This window comes from Roseburia sp. 499 (assembly GCF_001940225.2).
Classification (GTDB): domain Bacteria; phylum Bacillota; class Clostridia; order Lachnospirales; family Lachnospiraceae; genus Petralouisia.
This window is the reverse complement of the sequence record NZ_CP135164.1, coordinates 2,934,228-2,951,322: the sequence shown is the minus strand read 5'-3', so window position 1 is coordinate 2,951,322 and position 17,095 is coordinate 2,934,228. Positions and strand designations below refer to the sequence as shown.

Genomic DNA, 17,095 nt, shown 5'->3' with positions numbered 1-17,095 from the left:
GCATAAAAATAACGGAGGAAGCATGAGAGTATATTTTATCCGGCATGGAGCGACCAAAGGAAATTTGGAGCATCGTTATGTGGGAAGAACCGATGAAGGAATTCTGGATAAAGAATGGAACACATTAAGAATGACGGGAGAAGAATTGGGGCAGATGGATTATGTATTCGTCAGCCCTTATCTTCGTTGTATCCAAAGTGCGAAAGCATTGTTTGGACGGGAGGAAGCAAAATTGGAAGTCATAGAAGACTTTCGAGAGATGGACTTTGGAGCATTTGAATATAAAAATTATCGGGAGCTTAATGGGAATCCGGATTATCAGAGATTCATAGACAGCGGAGGGACCATTGCTTTTCCGGAAGGGGAAGAACCAAAAGCCTTTAAAGAAAGATGTCAAAGGGCTTATGAGCAGTGTATGGAAAAGGCACAGGCACAAGAGTGGGAAAAGGTTGCCTTTGTGGTACATGGTGGGACTATCATGGCAATTCTGGAGAAGTATGGCATACCGAAACAAGAGTATTTTGATTATCAAGTAGGAAACGGACAAGGTTTTATGGGAGAGGTAATCGAAGGAAAATATATTCAGCACCAAAAAATAAATGTGCTATAATAGTATGAGTGAATATAGAATAGGAGGAATTTGGATGAAGATTGTTTTTCTGGATGCGAAATCCATTGGCGAAGACATTGATTTGTCTGGATATGATGCATTAGGTGAAGTAGTGAAGTATGATTTCTCTACGCCGTCTGAGGCAGCAGAGCGTGTAACAGATGCGGATGTAGTTATCATAAATAAGGTACCTATTAATGAACAAACCATAGGAAATGCAAAAAATTTGAAATTGGTATGCGTAACAGCAACAGGAACAAATAATCTGGATAAAGAGTATTTGGATGAACGAGGAATAGCATGGCGCAATGTTGCCGGTTATTCTACGGAATCTGTGGCGCAGCATACATTTGCAATGCTATTTTATCTATTAGAGCATCTTCCTTATTATGATGAATATGTAAAAAGTGAAAAATATGTGGGAGACCGTTCCTTTACTCATTTTGACCGGAAATTTTCCCAGCTCAGTAACATGACTTGGGGAATTATCGGACTTGGAGCAATTGGAAGAAGAGTGGCGGATATTGCGAAATGTTTTGGATGTCGCGTGATTTACTATTCTACTTCTGGGAAAAATAATCAGCCGGATTATGAACAGGTGAATTTTGACACGTTGCTGGCGGAATCAGATATTGTATCCGTCCACGCTCCATTGACCCCTGAAACAGAGAATCTTATGGACAAGGCAGCCTTTGACAAAATGAAGTCTTCGGCAATCTTTCTGAATGTAGGAAGAGGTCCGATTGTAGTAGAAGAAGATCTGGCACAGGCTTTGGAACAAGGGAAAATTGCAGCAGCCGGCCTGGATGTACTTTGTGTAGAGCCAATGAGTAGTGAAAATCCTTTAAAACGAATTAAGGATAGTGATAAACTTCTCATTACACCGCATATTGCCTGGGCAAGTGTGGAGGCAAGAACCAATTTAATGAACATTATTTTAGGACAGATAAAAGAATTTTTTGCATAAAAAGGAGAGAACTATGAATACAGAATGGTCTTTGAATGAAATTTATAAAGGGTTTGATGCCCCTTCCTACGAGGCAGATTTCGGGAAACTGGAAGATGCGATGAAGAAGGAAAAAGAACTGGTAAAAAAGGCAGATACCATGGAACTGAAAAGTGCTGTGGAACAGTTAATAGCGGTAGAAGAGGAAATAGCAAAGCATATTGGCAATTTGAGTGTTTATATTGGACTTGTACAGGCTGCAGATACAGAAAATGGGGATGCAATGGCGCAACAGAACCGTTTGATGAAGTTGTGGTCGGAAGGTTCTGCCACACAAGCAGCCGCTCAGAAAATATATGCCAGAATTCCGGATATCGATGCAATGGCAAAAGAAAGTGACCTGATTCAAGAGTACAGTTTTATGCTGAAACAGGCAAAGAAACAGGCAGAGCATTTGTTAAGCGATGAAGTGGAAGAAATGATTGCAGCAATGGATATTACCGGTGGTTCCGCCTGGGGAAACCTGTTTTCCTATCTGACTTCTACAGTAAAAGTAGATTATCAGGGAAAAGAGATTACGCTGTCAGAGGTTCGAAATCTTGCATATAGTCCGGATGCAAAAGTACGAAAGGAAGCATATGAAGCTGAAATCGCATCTTACGAAAAGATTCAGGATTCCATAGCTTTTGCATTGAACAATATCAAAAATCAGTTTGCTATGATTTGTGAAAAGAAAGGGTATGCGTCACCGTTGGATATGACGTTAGAGCAGTCCCGTATGAGTCGCAAGACATTGGATGCTATGATGACAGCTATTCAGGAATACCTTCCGGTATTTCATAAATATATGCGAAAAAAAGCAGAAATGCTAGGTTATAGCAATGGTCTTCCATGGTACGAATTGTTTGCACCTATGGGAAAAAGTGATACCCAGTATTCTCTGGAAGAAGCAAAGGAATGTTTAGTGAACAATTTCCAAAAGTTTTCACCGGATATGGCTGATATGATGAAGGAAGCATTTGAAAATCAGTGGATTGATTTTTATCCGAGAAAAGGAAAAGAAGGTGGTGCTTTCTGTGCAGGAGTACCGTCTATCAAACAAAGCCGTATTCTTACAAATTATGACGGATATTTTGGCTCTATTCGTACGCTGGCTCATGAATTGGGACATGCATATCACAATGTACAGGTACAGACACAGAGAGTATTAAATCAGGATTACCCGATGCCGGTTGCAGAAACTGCATCTACATTTAATGAAACTCATTTGATAAAGGCTGCGTTAAAAGAAGCAACCAATGAAGAAAAGTTAAATCTTTTGGAAAACAGCCTGATGGAGCATACGCAGGTAATTGTAGATATTTATTCCAGATATTTGTTTGAAACAGCAGTGTTTGAGCAGTGTCAAAATAAATTTCTTATGGCAGAGGATTGCAAGAAAATAATGGAAGAAGCACAGAAGAAAGCATATGGAGATGGATTAGACAGTAATTATCTACATCCATATATGTGGGCATGCAAGAGCCATTATTATTCTTCCGGTCTTAGTTTTTATAACTTCCCATATGCTTTTGGTGGATTGTTTGCGTTGGGACTTTATAGCAAATTTGAGGAAGAAGGAGCAGATTTTGTACCGAAGTACAAGGCAATGCTCCATGCCACTCCGGTATGTACCGTAGAAGAAGCAGCGGCAATGGAGGGCATTGACCTGACAACTCCGGATTTCTGGAGACAGAGTCTTTCCCAGATAGAAGAATTAGTCGAAGAGTTTTGTAAGCTTTAACAGATACATTTACTGAGGCGTTTTACCGCTTCCGGAATTTTTTCCGGGTCTAGTCCGGAGTAGTTCATCACCAGAATATGTTCCATTTTTTTCTCTGGTTTATAGTAGTATTTTGACAGGCAGGCGATATGAAGTCCTGCCTGTTTTGCTTTTTCATTCAAAGCTTCATCAGATAATCTGGTATCCAATTTCAATAGGAAGTGAAGTCCGGCATCCTCTTCCATGATAGTAGAATGGGAAGCAAGAGGACTGTTTTTGATGCATTCTAATAAAGTATCTCGCTGCGTCTTGTAAAAGTTCCTGGTGCGGTTAATGTGTTTTTCGAAGTATCCCTGACTGATAAAACGGGCAAGCGTGTACTGTTCGAAAGTGGATACCGTACAGGAATAAAAGCCGAGCTGCCGATAGAAACGTTCCAACAAATGATGTGGAAGTACCATATAACTAATACGGATGGTGGAGGCAAGGCTTTTGGAAAAGGTATTAATATAGATAACTTTTTCCATTACATCAATACTCTGTAGGGAAGGAATTGGCTTTCCCTGCAAACGGAATTCACAGTCATAATCGTCTTCAATAATATATCTGGAAGAAGACTTAGAAGCCCAACCTAATAATTCATAGCGGCGGCTGATTGGTGTCACAATTCCGGTAGGGTAGTGGTGGGAAGGGGAAATATGTATAATATTCGCGCCACTTTCTTCTAAAGCGGAGAGTTCTATCCCTTGATGATCCAAAGGGATATGACAGCATTTGGCATTGTGGCTGTTATAAATCTGGGATATCTTTCGATATCCGGGGTCTTCTACGCCAAAGGTATTGTCTTTTCCTAAAAGCTGTATGATTAAACCGTAGAGATATTCTGTACCGGCTCCGATGATAATCTGTGCTGGGTCTACCTTCATACCGCGAAATTGAAACAAATACTGTGCAATAGCATTGCGAAGTTCCGGGATTCCACCGGAGGGGGGATTAGTCATAAGTGCCTGACTCTCCTCGGAAATCACTTCACGAATAATTTTTGCCCAGATGGAAAAGGGGAAATTATCAGCGGTGATGCTATTGGAGACAAAGTCTGCAAAATATTCGTTTTGTTGCCGCAATGGAAAATTGGAAGGAACAGCCTCTTTTGATACGGTAAAAGTAGAGGCAGTGGCAACATTGTTTTCTAAAATGGAATTAGAAATATCTGCCACAAAATATCCTTTTTTCGGAAGAGAATAAATATAACCTTCTGCCATTAACTGGGCATAAGCATTTTCTACAGTAATAGTGCTTATGTTCAGATTCTTTGCAAAATTTCGTTTGGAGGGGAGTTTCTCCCCCATGGTCAAAACCCCGTTTAATATGTCATTTTTAATACATTTATATAAATGTTCGTAAAGACTGTCTGAACCTAAATCGGCAAAAGAATAAGTAAGCATTGCTAACTCCTTTCCAAAACTGACCATTCTGAATATATTCAAAATGGGTATTTTAATAAGGTCACTTTTGATTATAATAGGGAACATCGGATTTGTAAAGAAAAAGAAGGAGAATAATAGAATGGAACAGAAAAGATATGAATTGAACAAAGAATTGGCACAAATGTTAAAGGGCGGCGTTATCATGGACGTTACTACACCGGAGCAGGCAAAAATTGCAGAAGAAGCAGGCGCATGTGCTGTTATGGCATTGGAGAGAATTCCAGCAGATATTCGTGCAGCAGGCGGTGTGGCAAGAATGAGTGACCCAGCAATGATAAAGGGAATCCAGGAAGCAGTATCCATTCCGGTTATGGCAAAGTGTAGAATCGGACATTTCGCAGAAGCACAGATTCTGGAAGCAATTGAAATTGACTATATTGATGAAAGTGAAGTGCTTTCTCCGGCAGATGATGTATATCACATTGATAAGAGTAAGTTTAAGGTACCTTTTGTCTGCGGAGCAAAAGACCTTGGAGAAGCATTAAGAAGAATCAACGAAGGTGCATCCATGACTCGTACTAAGGGAGAACCGGGAACCGGTGATGTAGTTCAGGCAGTACGTCATATGAGAAAAATGAATCAGGAAATCGCAAGAATCGGTTCCATGAGAGAAGACGAATTATTCGAGGCAGCAAAAGAACTTCGTGTACCATTCTCTTTAGTACAGTATGTACATGACAATAAACGTCTTCCGGTAGTAAACTTTGCAGCAGGTGGTGTGGCAACTCCGGCAGATGCAGCGTTGATGATGCAGTTGGGAGCAGAAGGTGTATTCGTAGGATCCGGTATCTTCAAGTCCGGAAATCCAAAGAAACGCGCACAGGCAATCGTAAAAGCTGTAACTAACTTCAATGACTACAAGATGCTTGCAGAACTTTCCGAAGACTTAGGAGAAGCAATGGTAGGTATCAACGAGCAGGAAATCGAACTTTTAATGGCAAAGCGAGGCGAATAATATGAAGATAGCAGTACTGGCAGTGCAGGGAGCCTTTATTGAGCATGAAAAAGTATTAGAAAGTCTGGGAGCGGAATGCATCGAACTGCGAAAAAAAGAAGATTTGGAACAGGAATTTGACGGCTTAGTGCTTCCGGGTGGTGAGAGTACCGTACAAGGAAAACTTATTCGTGAACTGGGAATGTATGAGGAATTAAAGCGTAGAATCGAAAACGGACTGCCGGTACTTGCTACCTGCGCCGGGATGATTCTTCTGGCAGATGAAATTGAAGGTGGAGAACAGGCGCACATAGGACTTCTTCCGGCTGTAGTAAAGCGCAATGCTTATGGTAGACAGTTGGGAAGCTTTTACACGGAGAGCGAGGTAAAAGGAATTGGTACAGTGCCAATGACATTTATTCGAGCACCATACATTGAGAAAGTAAAAGCGGATACAGAGGTGTTGGCAGAGGTGGATGGAAATATTGTAGCCGTGAAGAATAAAAATATATTGGCATTGTCTTTTCATCCGGAACTGGATAGCGATAAGAAGATACATAAGTATTTCTTGGAAATGATATAGGATTCCTAGCCAGGAATCCCAATATCCAACCCACTATGATAGGAATTACTGCCAAGCTTTTTCAAAAGCGCCTTAGTTTCGGTACGTTCTCCTTCAGAATGAGGCTGACAGGAGAAAATCTTAGAAAGTTGAATCAATACAGAAAGGTATTCTTCCTGTGCATCCTCCATTAAGTCAAAAAAGGACTCCGTCGAGGTAAAAGATTTATCCCAGGGGTTGTGCCATTCCTTGTGAAGAATATTCAACGGGTCAAGATAAAAGGTTAGGCTGTCACTTGGTATCATAGAAGATAGCAGGGGATAGCCTAATATCATTCCTTCCAGTTTGCGTAGCAAGACCTTTTTCTTACCGGAGGAATCACGCAGAAAGCGGGTACCAAGCTGCATAGAGCGGATAGAAAGACGCATAGTGGTATGCCAGATGCCAAGTTCCGGATAAGTTTTGGCATAAACATAGTATAAAATAGTTGCAATGGTGCGTCGCTGCAGTGGAGTCAGCACAATGGTAGATTCTTGACGAAAACGGGAAGGCGCACGATGCTTGTAAAATTGTAAAAGTTCTGCATCAATATCTACCTCCAGACGCATATGAGCGCCATGGTAACGAGAGTTTTTTTCTTCAAATCTTGATTTCCAATAAATATAGGGATGGCAATGAGTGTCTAAGGTATAATGCCCTAAGAATCCGGCAATGTAGGCTTCTGCAATTTCTAACGCTTCTTGGTCAGGAAAAAGTTTTCGGCTTTCCAGAAGATAATGCAGGAACTTACCGGTACGCTTTTCGTGAGCGATAGCACCAATGTTATCATCATGTATCAGATAACAAGGAAGAAAATAAAAAAATATATCCGGTCCCTGAAGACCAAGGTTGTATGCTGCATGATTTTCATGGAGTATTTTTTTTATATTATTTTGTTTTAATTGTTTGTAGGTATTTAAACCAAATAAATAATGTGTGGTAAAACCAGGCATATGCTTCATCTCTCTTAATTTAATTTTTTCATTTGGGAATGTCCCTAGATTAATTTATAGTATATACAAGAAATGTAAAAAAATATAGATAGAATGTAAAAATTCAGGTAAAGTCTTGTGTATAAAGTAACCAGCAAAAATTGAAAGACCCTCCCGTATTTGCTATAATGTAAACAAACATAAATCAATGAAACAAAGTAGATATATGCATGTAAAATGCAGTTAAATAACAACGAGGAGGTGAAACACATGGAATGTTTATTCATCGAATATCCGAAATGCACGACTTGTCAGAAAGCAAAGAAATGGTTGGAGGAAAAGGGCGTGGCATTTCAAGACCGGCATATCAAAGAGCAGAATCCAACAAAGGACGAGCTAAAGCAATGGCACGAAAAGAGCGGTATGGATATTAAAAAATTTTTTAACACCAGCGGTATGCTCTATAAAGAGATGAAGCTGAAGGAGCGGTTACCGGAAATGTCATTGGAAGAAAAATATGAACTTTTGTCTACGGACGGAATGTTGGTAAAAAGACCGTTACTTGTAACCAAAAAGGGTGTTTTGACCGGATTTAAACCGGAGGAATGGGAGAAATTATTAAAAGAATGATAAGAGAACGAATGATATTTACCGGAAGAGTCCAAGGGGTAGGATTTCGCTATAAGGTATGTTATGTAGCGAGGCATCATGGGATGACTGGATTTGCCCGGAACGAGTATGATGGCTCTGTTACAGTAGAAGTACAGGGAACCAGAGCGCAGATTGATGACTTGATTGAGATTTTGCAGCATGACAATTTTATACGAATCGAAAATATTTTGCGGGAAGAGATGGAACTGCAGGAGGAAAAAGGATTTCAGATACGCGGTTAACAGTCGAAGGAGGAGAAGGTATGTTAGAGAATTGGAACAAACCACAGAAACCAGAAGAAGCAGAATTGGAAGAAAGACTGGCGGTAGCAAGGGACAAGATTTCCAGGCAGCAGATGCTCATAAAAGAGCATGGTCTGCCGGTATTGGTATTGTTTGAAGGATGGGGAACTGCCGGTAAGGGAAGTGTATTGGGAAAAGTAATTCGTAATATTGACCCGCGTTTTTTCAAGGTGGCAACCATGGATGTACCGACAGAGGAAGAGAAGAGAAAGCCGTTTCTCTATCGTTATTTTGTAAAAATTCCGGAATCAGGAAAGTTCATGTTTTTGGATTCCGGTTGGATGGATGAAGTGACAGGGGATTGCCTGAATGGAAAACTGAAGGAAACAGAGTACAAGAAAAAGATAGAAAGTATTAAACGCTTTGAGCGTCAGCTTACAGATAACGGGTATCTGGTAATGAAATTCTTTTTTCAGATTAGTCAGAAAGAGCAGAAGAAGAGACTTGACGGGTTGGAAGAAGATAAGAATACCAGTTGGCGAGTAAGTGAAAAGGACAGTTGGCAAAACAAGCATTATGAAAAATGCTTGAAGGTATTCGACCGATACTTGAATGATACCAATGCTTCCGCAGACCCATGGTATCTGGTAGATGCAAAGAACAAAAAATGGGCGGAATTACAAGTGCTGGAGACATTAGTCAGTGGAATTGATACTGCGTTGAAAAATAGTGCTATGGCAGTACCGTTGTTGCAAAATGTATTTCCATTAGAGAAAATACCAAAACTAGAAGAAGTGTCTTTGGATAAAACACTTACTGAGGAAGAGTATCGCAAGGAATTGCGCGAACTTCAGAAAAAGTTAGGGGAGCTTCATAATAAATTATATCGGAAAAAAGTTCCGGTTATTATTGCTTATGAAGGTTGGGATGCAGCAGGAAAAGGTGGAAATATCAAGCGAATTACAGGGGCATTGGATCCGCGAGGATTCGAGGTACATCCTATTGCAAGTCCGGAACCGCATGAAAAGGCAAGACATTATCTCTGGCGATTCTGGAATCGACTTCCAAAGACCGGGCACATAGCTATTTTTGACCGTACTTGGTATGGAAGAGTCATGGTAGAGCGTCTGGAAGGCTTTTGTAGCGAAAACGATTGGCAGAGAGCCTACAATGAAATCAATGAGTTTGAAAAAGAACTGTCTGATTGGGGAGCAGTAATCATTAAGTTCTGGGTTCAGATTGATAAGGAAACACAATTGGAACGTTTTACGGAGAGGCAGAATACACCGGAAAAGCAATGGAAAATAACAGAAGAAGACTGGCGCAATCGAGATAAATGGGATTTGTATGAAGGGGCAGTCAATGAAATGCTGCAGAAGACCAATACATCTTATGCACCATGGCATATTTTGGAATCCAATGATAAAAAATATGCCAGAATTAAAGCGCTAAAAATTGTAATTAATGCCATTGAACAGGCGTTGAAGTAAGAAGAATGGAAGGAGCATCATGGTGTTACTTGAAGAATGTCAGGAAATACTTAATCAGAATCCTTTTGCAAGTTTGCTGGAGATAGAGTTGCTTGAGGTTTCAGAAGGATTTGTGAGGGCAAAGATTCCTTTTCAGGAAAAAATGCAAAACATATATGGAGATTTCCATGGAGGGGCGCTGTACACTGCAGCAGATACCTTGTGCGGAATTGCGGCGTCCACCTATGGATATTATGTAACAACAGTAAATGGAAGTATCCAGTATTTGAAGGCAGGAAGAAATACGGAATATGTTATGTGTGAAGGAAAGGTAATTAAACCTGGAAAAAATATTTCGGTAGTAGAATTTCAGATTACGGACCAGAGAGGAATGTTGCTGAATACGGGAACATTTAACTTTTATAATTTAAAGAAGAGGTAAATGTGGAAAATACATGCATAATTCACTATTTCTTACAAATACTAACAACACAGAAATTGTAGGAGATGGAGGCATAAAGTGCATTATGAAAGCAACAGGAATTGTTAGAAGAATAGATGACCTTGGAAGAGTAGTCGTACCGAAGGAAATTCGTCGTACATTGCGAATTAGGGAAGGCGATCCTCTGGAAATTTTTACAGACCGGGAAGGGGAAATTATTCTAAAGAAATATTCTCCGATTGGTGAGTTGAGTCAATTTGCCGGACAATATGCAGAAAGTTTGGCACAGAATACCGGGTGTCTCATTTGTATTACAGATAAAGATCATGTAGTGGCCGCGTCTGGAAATGGGAAGAAGGACTTTGATGGAAAGCCCATCAGCAAACAATTGGAAGCAGTTATTACCGGAAGAGAAAATTTTCAGGCAAGAATAGGGAACTCAGAGTTTATAAAGGTTACAATAGATGATTCTTCCGAATATGCAGCGCAGGTAGTATCAACGATTATATGCGAAGGAGATGCCATTGGAGCGGTTGTTATCTATAGTAAGGAAGAAAAAATAGAAATAGGAGAAACAGAAATGAAGTTGGCGAAGGTTGCAGCCGGTTTTTTAGGAAGACAGATGGAACAGTAATGGAATGGAGATGCTTAGGGCATCTCCATTTTTGATGGATAAAGGGGCTAGGGTTGACGGAAATAGGCGAAAAATGTAAAATAGAGAGGTATTTTATTAAATATATATCATATGGGAGGAGTAGAGTATGACAAAAAGTGAAGCTAGAGACAAAAGGGACAGCTGGAAGTCAAAAAAGGCGGACTATGAAACTAAAATTGAACGTCTAAAGACAGCCAAAACAAATTATTTAAATAATCTGGAAAGCGGATCATGGAGTACTTTGTTATTCGACTTTAATACATTTAAAGGTGAAGTTGATCCGAATCTTAAATCTGTTGACTGGGAAGGAAAACGGGTATCTAATTATCGGGAAAGTCTGGAAAGTCTGTCAGGTTCCCTCAATCAGGAAAGTAGTAAACATTATGATGTAATAAGTCAGTTTGAAGAACAAATACAGATATATCAAACAAATGCAGAGGATGCACAAGATCAAATTGATTATTGGCAGGGAGTAATAGATAATTGGTCTGAGGAGGATTAACATGGCAAGTATAGGAAATGGAACCATACAAATCAATGAAAGTACATATAATGATGCAGTTAAAAAAATAGAAAAGGCAAATAATAGAATAGAAGCAAATAAAAAGAATATAAAAGTAGAGTATGAAAATTGTTCTATGAGTTATCTGGATGAGTATAAGAATATTATTACAAATCTTGCAACGGCATTGGAGCAATATTACAATTTGGTCAGTGAAGATATTAAAAGTTTAAGAGATGTTAGAGATACATTAAAAGCGGCGGATAAATTATAAGGGGGAGAAAAATATGAAAATTGCATATAGAATGGTTGCAAACAGTTATGATAAATTGACAGAGATGTTAAACAATCAGTTGGAGATTTTTGAAGAGCTACAAACAGCGGTCAATGAGTTTATTGAACTGGAAGACTTAAAAGGTGAGTCTGCAGAAAATATTAAGGCATATTATAGTGAATTACATGGAGAAATTATCCGGGCATTTAAAGCATTAATATATGATATAGATATCACAATGTATTATTCCAATAAAGATTTTGAAGAAAACATCGATGAAGGATATACGCCTGTTTATGAAAGTCAGTATATACAGGATAAAGTGGATACAGAGGGAAAGTTATTAGAGGCATTTGAAACAGCTACGGAAGAACTTGCAGCAGAACGCCGGGCGGTTTCGGACATTGTGGAAATTATTCAAAATTTTTCCGATGATGCAGTATGTGAAGAATTTGCAGAAACGATAAAATATGCGCAGACCGCGAAAGAAGATTTTGAAGGATTTAATGGAGCGCATGAAAAAGATTTTGCAGATGCACAGACAGCAATAGATAATATTGTATCAGGAATCAATAGAATGACGGCACTTGGTAATGTAAAAGGAATTAAGGATTCGTTACCGGAAGGCTGGAATACGGATGAATGGTTACAGGATTTGCGGGAGTATCAGATAAGTGTAGGAGATAAAATTGAGAATAATAACTGGGATGCGGTGTTTGATTATTTAGATGCATATTCTGATTTAAGAACATTGGAAGCAATGATTGAAAGCGGGTGTAACATAGGAGTTAGTGCAGTAGAGTTGCGTAATTTATTTAAGGCTGGACTCAAGTTTGAATTAGAAGTATCAGAAGAAACAGGGGCAGTTATATTTAAGATAACGTCACATTTTGATAATGCACAAGATTTGTCCGCTGCTTTGCGCCAGCTGGGATGCGGTAGCATAAAGGCAAACAAGTTAACAGAAATGATGACGGATGGCATAAAAGTTGTGGATGAAGCTGGAAATGTAATTAACAAAAAAGCATTGAAACAGTTGCTTAAGTCTGATGAGTTTGCAGATATATTGAAACATATAAAAAATATTGAAAAATATGTAGATGGAAATCCCGGAGCTTTAAAAATAGGAAAAGATATTTTTGATGTAGTAGATGTTGGAATAACTGTTGGTACAGATGTGTATGATAACATATATAATCCAACTACGGGGAAATACATGCAGGATGTAGAGGGTAAATCTGTATTGGATTTGACAACAGATTTAGGCATTGATTTAGGATGTGATTTAGGACTTCCGGCAGCGGGAGCAGCGATAGGAACGGCAATTTGTCCAGGGCCCGGAACGGCAATTGGAGCAGGAATAGGTACACTTGTTGACATTGCTGCTACATGGGACTGGGGAGAACCACCTAAGTCCTTTGCAGGTCATGTGAAAGATTGGACTCAGAGTGGAACGGATGCAGTGACAAACTGGTTTAGCACAGTATTTTGGTAAAAAGGAGAGTATAAATGGAACGAGAAGATTACCAGGTTCTTACGATTAAATATTCGGAAATGCGGGATCGATTTGTAAAAGGACGAAAGATGGGCTGGGCTATGCTGTTAATATTATTGTTCATAGGAATTCCTTGTGGAACACTTATGGGACCACAAATTGATTCTGAAGTGTGGGAAGTATTCTGCAAAACATACAGTATAGTAACAGTGATAGTTGCAGTTATCACAAATCTAAAATTGATTTTATCAAAGAAATTGAAATATACAGAAGTGGATGTAGCGTTTTATGTAGTTACTAATGTAGGCTTGGTGATGCTTGGAACGGAAATAATATGTATTGGAATTGCTGCGGATACAGCAGCAATTCCGGCATTGATTTTTGGCGGAATATCTGTGAGTTTGTGTGTTGGTTTTTGGATTACAGTTAGAATGCAGAATTATAAACAACTGCGCGAAGGAGCTTTTCGGGGTAAGAAATATAATGTGAAATTACCAAAAAGTGCGTGGATTTGGTTTTTGACAGCAATACCAATTATTCCGTTATTATCATTACATGTCAGAAAGGTATGGTTTGTATCATTAAATGAATCTTTGCGGGTGTTGATACTGATGTATGCCATATTATGGTTTTGGATGGTATTGATTTATTCTCTGTTTGTGCAGGCGGTAATGTTTATAAAGTTGGAGTATAAGATGAGGAGAAAAGAAAAAAATGATAGTAAAAAAGAAAACGTTAGCAATGAATAATGTGATTTGTGCAAAAAGCACCATGAAGCAGGAGAATATGGGGACAGCAGCATTGGCGATGCGTGCCGCAATCATAGAAAAGGGCCTCTATCCTACCGGCCCCATTGTATATCAGAAAACAGCTTTGGAGAACGGAGAACATGAATATAAATTGTATGTTTCCGTGAATCATCCGGTAGACATCAAAGAAGAAAGAGGAATTTCTTTTATTCCTAAACTTGAGGTACAAGAAGGACTTTGTATGAGACATCTGTCTGAGGATGATGATGTGGAAAAGGAATATCTGGTATTAGAGGAGTGCGCAAGAAAAAATCATATGGAACTGGAAAAGCCATTTTTTCATATTTGTATGAATGTATATGGAGAAACAGTGGTTGATATATTTGCACCGATTTGCGAGGGCGAGAAAAATGATATTTAGTTACGAACCGTTTACAATGGGAAATGTTTTGTCAAAGAGATACTTTACAGATAAAGAACATATATTAGAGGCGGAAAAGGATTTTCTGTCAGAAGTATTTTCAAACAAAGAGGTGATGGTAAAGGGACCGTTGGTATACATGATTGAGTACACTTTTGAAAACAGAATCCTTTCTATCTGGTTTATGCTTCCTACGGCGAATGAGTGTGGTAGCAAAGATAAAACATTTAAGTTTGATAGTTATTTTGGGTTGGAACAGGCAATCTGTTGTAAGATATATCCGGATGAATTGCAGGAAAACTCAGAGCAGATTTATGATAAAATGCAGGAAAAATGTAAGGAAGATGGAGTGAGAATGGTTTCTCCGGTTTATTTTGCCAAAAATCCGTTAGAGAAAGAAGGATTTTATTCTCTCTATGCTGCGATTGTTTAAGGGATAGGAGTAAATAATACTTTACCCACATTTTACGCTGTTTTGATAAGGAATTTTACATAATTGCGATATACTAGCATACCATGTGAGAAAAATAATTATGGAAGGTGTTCATATGTCGCAAAATAAAATATCAAAAAGAGGGTATAGTACCCTGCAATTAATTCTGGCAAGCTTTGCATTTGGAAGTATTATGGTGTTCTGGACCATCTATAACAGTTATGTCCCATTGATTCTGGACGAGAAGCTTGGGGATCTTGGAAGCATTACTCTATCCGCAGCTACCATATCTACGCTGATTGGTTTTATTATGGCAATTGATAATTTTTTTGGTCTGATTTTCCAACCGTTATTCGGAAAAAAATCCGATTATATGCGTAGTCGCTATGGAAAGCGTATGCCATATGTTATTGTTGGAATTGTATTATGTTCTATCCTTTTTGTGCTTATTCCGGTTATGGGAAGAATTAGTGGGGTGACAGGAATTCTGGCAATGATGGTGGTTATCATTGCATTTAATTTTATTATGTCTACCTGGAGAGCACCATGTGTAGCCATTATGCCGGACATTGTACCTGCGGAATATCAGAGCGAAGGAAATGCCGTAGTGAATATGGTTTCGGCAGTATTTACTATTGTGGCATCGGCGTCAGCGGGAATTTTGGGAGTTTTCGGTTTTCGGGAAGCAATCGATGGCGGAAATTACCTGGCAGTATTTATCTTTGGTTCTATTGTTGCAGTTTTTTGTCTTGTAATTCTGCTAACTTGTGTAAAGTGGGTGGATAATCGAAAAGGGGCTAAGGAAGAAAAAGTTCATCAGGAAAAGGAGAAACGGGAGACGCTCCGTAATTTGAATCTGCCTGCAGATGCAAAACGCAGTATGTTTATCATGATGGTGGCCTTATTTTGTATTTCAGGTACCAGTGACGGAGTTGGAACATATTTTACTTTATATGCAACAAAGCTTCTTAGTCTGGATGCTACCACAGCAACCATGATTAAGACGGTGGGTACATTGGGAGGCGTTTTGCTTGCAGTTCCGGCAGGGATAGCAGGGCGCAAGTTAGGAAGAAGAAAAACCATTCTGACCGGACTTAGCATCGTAATTGTAATGCATGTGTTCATGTTTGCAATGCCTGGTTTTGCAGGGGATTATATTACCGTGTTACTCGCAGCATGCTATTTTATTTATGCAGGTGCCTTTATTATGATTAATATTAATACTTTACCAATCATGCTTTCAATCGGTGGAAAAGAGCGTTTTGGTGCATTCACCGGATATTACTATTTTGCAACCTTTACAGCGGCAGTGGTTTGTCCGGTGATTATGGGATTTGTTGTAGGTATGACGAACTATAATATGATTCACATGATAGCGTTAGTTATGATGGTAGTTGCTATATTCTGTGTATTTCATGTTCATCATGGAGAGAAAATGATTGAGGAGGAACAATAATATGAAGCCAATGGTAATTGCTCATAGAGGAGCATCCTACGTTGCGCCGGAAAACACTTTGGCTGCGTTTCGTGCTGCAAAAGAAATCGGAGCCGATGGGTTTGAGACGGATGTCCAGCTTACAAAAGATGGAAAAATGGTGATTCATCATAATTATACAATTGATGCCAATTCCAATGGAAGTGGCAGAATTAGTGAAATGACACTGGAAGAACTTAAAAAGTTTGATTTTGGTTCCTGGAAAGGAAAAGAGTTTGCAGGAGAAGGAATTGCTACATTAGAAGAATGTCTGGAAGTTGCAAAATCTTTCAAAGTAGTCAATGTTGAACTTAAGGCACCGGTGGATCGGAGTATTCCATATGTGGAATCTGTTGCCAGAGCAATCAAAGACGCAGGACTTACGGATAAAATTATCGTATCGGCATTCGATCATACTTTGTTACGAGATATGAAGAAGATTTTGCCGGAGCTTAGAGTAGGAGCGTTAACATTGCCGCCAATGAAAGGAAATCAGGTTTTTGAGTTGGCAGAAAAAATCTTGCCGTCGGATAAGCCCTTGTATCAGATTTCTCCTAGTGAATTAACTTTGCCATCGGCAGATATGATTGATTTAGATGCCCTTCAAATTCCCGGAAAGGATATGGGAGCTGTTGCAATGGAACAGATTCAGAGTATTTCTGCAATTTATCCGGGCTTAAGTTTTCGAGAAGTACAGGCACAACTTAGAAAACAAAATGATTTGGCAGAGTATGTAGCAGACTTAGATTTTAAGTTGGATTACCTGCATTGTGAATATCATTCCTGTCTCGTAGACCCAACACTGGTAAAACGGGTGCATGATTTGGGAATAGGCGTGAATCCTTGGACACCGGATGCAGAAGCTGATATACAGAAGCTGATAGCCTTAGGGGTAGATGGAATTATTACGAATAGACCGGACCTTTTACTGGGATTGCTTGGGCGTTAAAGAGTAAAAGCAGACATATGAAAAAATATGTCTGTTTTTTTCAATTTGTGCTATAATGAATAGTTGG

General features: G+C 39.2%; 20 protein-coding genes. 18 read left to right on the top strand and 2 right to left on the bottom strand.

The window, feature by feature from the left end; all coding sequences use genetic code 11:
* The first annotated feature begins 22 nt into the window (after positions 1–22).
* Genes BIV20_RS14455 through BIV20_RS14445 form a run of 3 tightly spaced genes read left to right on the top strand, consistent with a single transcriptional unit; the run spans position 23 to position 3,339 of the window.
* Entirely contained in the window at positions 23–610 is a 588-nt protein-coding gene (locus BIV20_RS14455) for a histidine phosphatase family protein (protein WP_075721921.1), read from the top strand.
* Between the two features lie 34 nt (positions 611–644).
* On the top strand, positions 645–1,577 hold the full coding sequence (locus BIV20_RS14450; protein WP_075721922.1) for a D-2-hydroxyacid dehydrogenase: 933 nt from the start codon (positions 645–647) through the stop codon (positions 1,575–1,577).
* Between the two features lie 13 nt (positions 1,578–1,590).
* Positions 1,591–3,339: a M3 family oligoendopeptidase gene (locus BIV20_RS14445; protein WP_075721923.1), complete on the top strand. Its 1,749-nt coding sequence runs from the start codon at positions 1,591–1,593 to the stop codon at positions 3,337–3,339.
* Here the strand turns inward: BIV20_RS14445 and pdxR are convergent.
* The gene (gene pdxR, locus BIV20_RS14440; RefSeq protein ID WP_075721924.1) at positions 3,336–4,763 is read right to left on the bottom strand and encodes a MocR-like pyridoxine biosynthesis transcription factor PdxR; all 1,428 of its coding nucleotides are present in this window, start codon (positions 4,761–4,763) and stop codon (positions 3,336–3,338) included. The genes BIV20_RS14445 and pdxR overlap by 4 nt on opposite strands.
* A 121-nt stretch (positions 4,764–4,884) precedes the next feature.
* Between pdxR and pdxS the strand changes: the two genes are divergently transcribed.
* Both pdxS and pdxT read left to right on the top strand, forming a co-directional pair.
* On the top strand, positions 4,885–5,760 hold the full coding sequence (gene pdxS / locus BIV20_RS14435; RefSeq protein WP_075721925.1) for a pyridoxal 5'-phosphate synthase lyase subunit PdxS: 876 nt from the start codon (positions 4,885–4,887) through the stop codon (positions 5,758–5,760).
* A gap of 1 nt (position 5,761) precedes the next feature.
* Entirely contained in the window at positions 5,762–6,322 is a 561-nt protein-coding gene (pdxT, locus tag BIV20_RS14430) for a pyridoxal 5'-phosphate synthase glutaminase subunit PdxT (RefSeq protein ID WP_075721926.1), read from the top strand.
* 5 nt (positions 6,323–6,327) lie between these two features.
* Here pdxT and BIV20_RS14425 read toward each other — a convergent pair whose 3' ends face one another.
* Entirely contained in the window at positions 6,328–7,293 is a 966-nt protein-coding gene (locus BIV20_RS14425) for a zinc dependent phospholipase C family protein (protein WP_075721927.1), read from the bottom strand.
* Positions 7,294–7,542: 249 nt separating this feature from the next.
* Between BIV20_RS14425 and BIV20_RS14420 the strand changes: the two genes are divergently transcribed.
* The 13 genes from BIV20_RS14420 to BIV20_RS14360 all read left to right on the top strand — a co-directional run bounded on the left by BIV20_RS14420 (position 7,543) and on the right by BIV20_RS14360 (position 17,028).
* On the top strand, positions 7,543–7,902 hold the full coding sequence (locus BIV20_RS14420) for an arsenate reductase family protein (RefSeq protein WP_075721928.1): 360 nt from the start codon (positions 7,543–7,545) through the stop codon (positions 7,900–7,902).
* Positions 7,899–8,165: an acylphosphatase gene (locus BIV20_RS14415; RefSeq protein ID WP_158024952.1), complete on the top strand. Its 267-nt coding sequence runs from the start codon at positions 7,899–7,901 to the stop codon at positions 8,163–8,165. The genes BIV20_RS14420 and BIV20_RS14415 overlap by 4 nt, the downstream gene beginning before the upstream one ends.
* A gap of 20 nt (positions 8,166–8,185) precedes the next feature.
* On the top strand, positions 8,186–9,655 hold the full coding sequence (pap, locus tag BIV20_RS14410; protein WP_075721930.1) for a polyphosphate:AMP phosphotransferase: 1,470 nt from the start codon (positions 8,186–8,188) through the stop codon (positions 9,653–9,655).
* A 19-nt stretch (positions 9,656–9,674) separates the two neighbouring features.
* Positions 9,675–10,076, top strand: a complete 402-nt coding sequence (locus BIV20_RS14405) for a PaaI family thioesterase (RefSeq protein WP_075721931.1) — start codon at positions 9,675–9,677, stop codon at positions 10,074–10,076.
* 85 nt (positions 10,077–10,161) lie between these two features.
* Complete coding sequence (spoVT, locus tag BIV20_RS14400) at positions 10,162–10,710, top strand: stage V sporulation protein T (protein WP_075722023.1); 549 nt, start codon at positions 10,162–10,164, stop codon at positions 10,708–10,710.
* Between the two features lie 127 nt (positions 10,711–10,837).
* Positions 10,838–11,233, top strand: coding sequence for a hypothetical protein (locus BIV20_RS14395; protein ID WP_075721932.1), 396 nt, complete (start codon positions 10,838–10,840; stop codon positions 11,231–11,233).
* Between the two features lies 1 nt (position 11,234).
* Positions 11,235–11,507 carry a DUF5344 family protein gene (locus BIV20_RS14390; RefSeq protein ID WP_075721933.1) on the top strand — a complete coding sequence of 91 codons (273 nt, stop codon included), beginning with the start codon at positions 11,235–11,237 and terminating at the stop codon, positions 11,505–11,507.
* A gap of 13 nt (positions 11,508–11,520) precedes the next feature.
* A complete protein-coding gene (locus tag BIV20_RS14385; protein ID WP_075721934.1) occupies positions 11,521–13,002 on the top strand; it encodes a T7SS effector LXG polymorphic toxin in 1,482 nt (493 codons plus the stop codon).
* A 14-nt stretch (positions 13,003–13,016) separates the two neighbouring features.
* A complete protein-coding gene (locus BIV20_RS14380; RefSeq protein ID WP_075721935.1) occupies positions 13,017–13,751 on the top strand; it encodes a hypothetical protein in 735 nt (244 codons plus the stop codon).
* Entirely contained in the window at positions 13,717–14,172 is a 456-nt protein-coding gene (locus tag BIV20_RS14375; RefSeq protein ID WP_075721936.1) for a DUF5085 family protein, read from the top strand. The genes BIV20_RS14380 and BIV20_RS14375 overlap by 35 nt, the downstream gene beginning before the upstream one ends.
* The gene (locus BIV20_RS14370) at positions 14,162–14,605 is read left to right on the top strand and encodes a DUF5085 family protein (RefSeq protein WP_075721937.1); all 444 of its coding nucleotides are present in this window, start codon (positions 14,162–14,164) and stop codon (positions 14,603–14,605) included. The genes BIV20_RS14375 and BIV20_RS14370 overlap by 11 nt, the downstream gene beginning before the upstream one ends.
* A gap of 115 nt (positions 14,606–14,720) precedes the next feature.
* Positions 14,721–16,061: an MFS transporter gene (locus BIV20_RS14365; RefSeq protein WP_075721938.1), complete on the top strand. Its 1,341-nt coding sequence runs from the start codon at positions 14,721–14,723 to the stop codon at positions 16,059–16,061.
* 1 nt (position 16,062) lies between these two features.
* The gene (locus BIV20_RS14360; protein WP_075721939.1) at positions 16,063–17,028 is read left to right on the top strand and encodes a glycerophosphodiester phosphodiesterase; all 966 of its coding nucleotides are present in this window, start codon (positions 16,063–16,065) and stop codon (positions 17,026–17,028) included.
* Positions 17,029–17,095 lie beyond the last annotated feature (67 nt).

What these genes read in the sequence shown, in the direction of transcription:
- BIV20_RS14365 (WP_075721938.1), top strand. Translation starts at nt 14,721, where the DNA reads ATGTCGCAAAATAAAATATCAAAAAGAGGGTATAGTACCCTGCAATTA.
- BIV20_RS14425 (WP_075721927.1), bottom strand. Translation starts at nt 7,293, where the DNA reads ATGCCTGGTTTTACCACACATTATTTATTTGGTTTAAATACCTACAAA.
- BIV20_RS14395 (WP_075721932.1), top strand. Translation starts at nt 10,838, where the DNA reads ATGACAAAAAGTGAAGCTAGAGACAAAAGGGACAGCTGGAAGTCAAAA.
- BIV20_RS14405 (WP_075721931.1), top strand. Translation starts at nt 9,675, where the DNA reads ATGGTGTTACTTGAAGAATGTCAGGAAATACTTAATCAGAATCCTTTT.
- pdxR (WP_075721924.1), bottom strand. Translation starts at nt 4,763, where the DNA reads ATGCTTACTTATTCTTTTGCCGATTTAGGTTCAGACAGTCTTTACGAA.
- BIV20_RS14385 (WP_075721934.1), top strand. Translation starts at nt 11,521, where the DNA reads ATGAAAATTGCATATAGAATGGTTGCAAACAGTTATGATAAATTGACA.
- pap (WP_075721930.1), top strand. Translation starts at nt 8,186, where the DNA reads ATGTTAGAGAATTGGAACAAACCACAGAAACCAGAAGAAGCAGAATTG.
- pdxS (WP_075721925.1), top strand. Translation starts at nt 4,885, where the DNA reads ATGGAACAGAAAAGATATGAATTGAACAAAGAATTGGCACAAATGTTA.
- BIV20_RS14375 (WP_075721936.1), top strand. Translation starts at nt 13,717, where the DNA reads ATGATAGTAAAAAAGAAAACGTTAGCAATGAATAATGTGATTTGTGCA.
- pdxT (WP_075721926.1), top strand. Translation starts at nt 5,762, where the DNA reads ATGAAGATAGCAGTACTGGCAGTGCAGGGAGCCTTTATTGAGCATGAA.
- BIV20_RS14360 (WP_075721939.1), top strand. Translation starts at nt 16,063, where the DNA reads ATGAAGCCAATGGTAATTGCTCATAGAGGAGCATCCTACGTTGCGCCG.
- BIV20_RS14370 (WP_075721937.1), top strand. Translation starts at nt 14,162, where the DNA reads ATGATATTTAGTTACGAACCGTTTACAATGGGAAATGTTTTGTCAAAG.
- spoVT (WP_075722023.1), top strand. Translation starts at nt 10,162, where the DNA reads ATGAAAGCAACAGGAATTGTTAGAAGAATAGATGACCTTGGAAGAGTA.
- BIV20_RS14380 (WP_075721935.1), top strand. Translation starts at nt 13,017, where the DNA reads ATGGAACGAGAAGATTACCAGGTTCTTACGATTAAATATTCGGAAATG.
- BIV20_RS14390 (WP_075721933.1), top strand. Translation starts at nt 11,235, where the DNA reads ATGGCAAGTATAGGAAATGGAACCATACAAATCAATGAAAGTACATAT.
- BIV20_RS14415 (WP_158024952.1), top strand. Translation starts at nt 7,899, where the DNA reads ATGATAAGAGAACGAATGATATTTACCGGAAGAGTCCAAGGGGTAGGA.
- BIV20_RS14445 (WP_075721923.1), top strand. Translation starts at nt 1,591, where the DNA reads ATGAATACAGAATGGTCTTTGAATGAAATTTATAAAGGGTTTGATGCC.
- BIV20_RS14420 (WP_075721928.1), top strand. Translation starts at nt 7,543, where the DNA reads ATGGAATGTTTATTCATCGAATATCCGAAATGCACGACTTGTCAGAAA.
- BIV20_RS14455 (WP_075721921.1), top strand. Translation starts at nt 23, where the DNA reads ATGAGAGTATATTTTATCCGGCATGGAGCGACCAAAGGAAATTTGGAG.
- BIV20_RS14450 (WP_075721922.1), top strand. Translation starts at nt 645, where the DNA reads ATGAAGATTGTTTTTCTGGATGCGAAATCCATTGGCGAAGACATTGAT.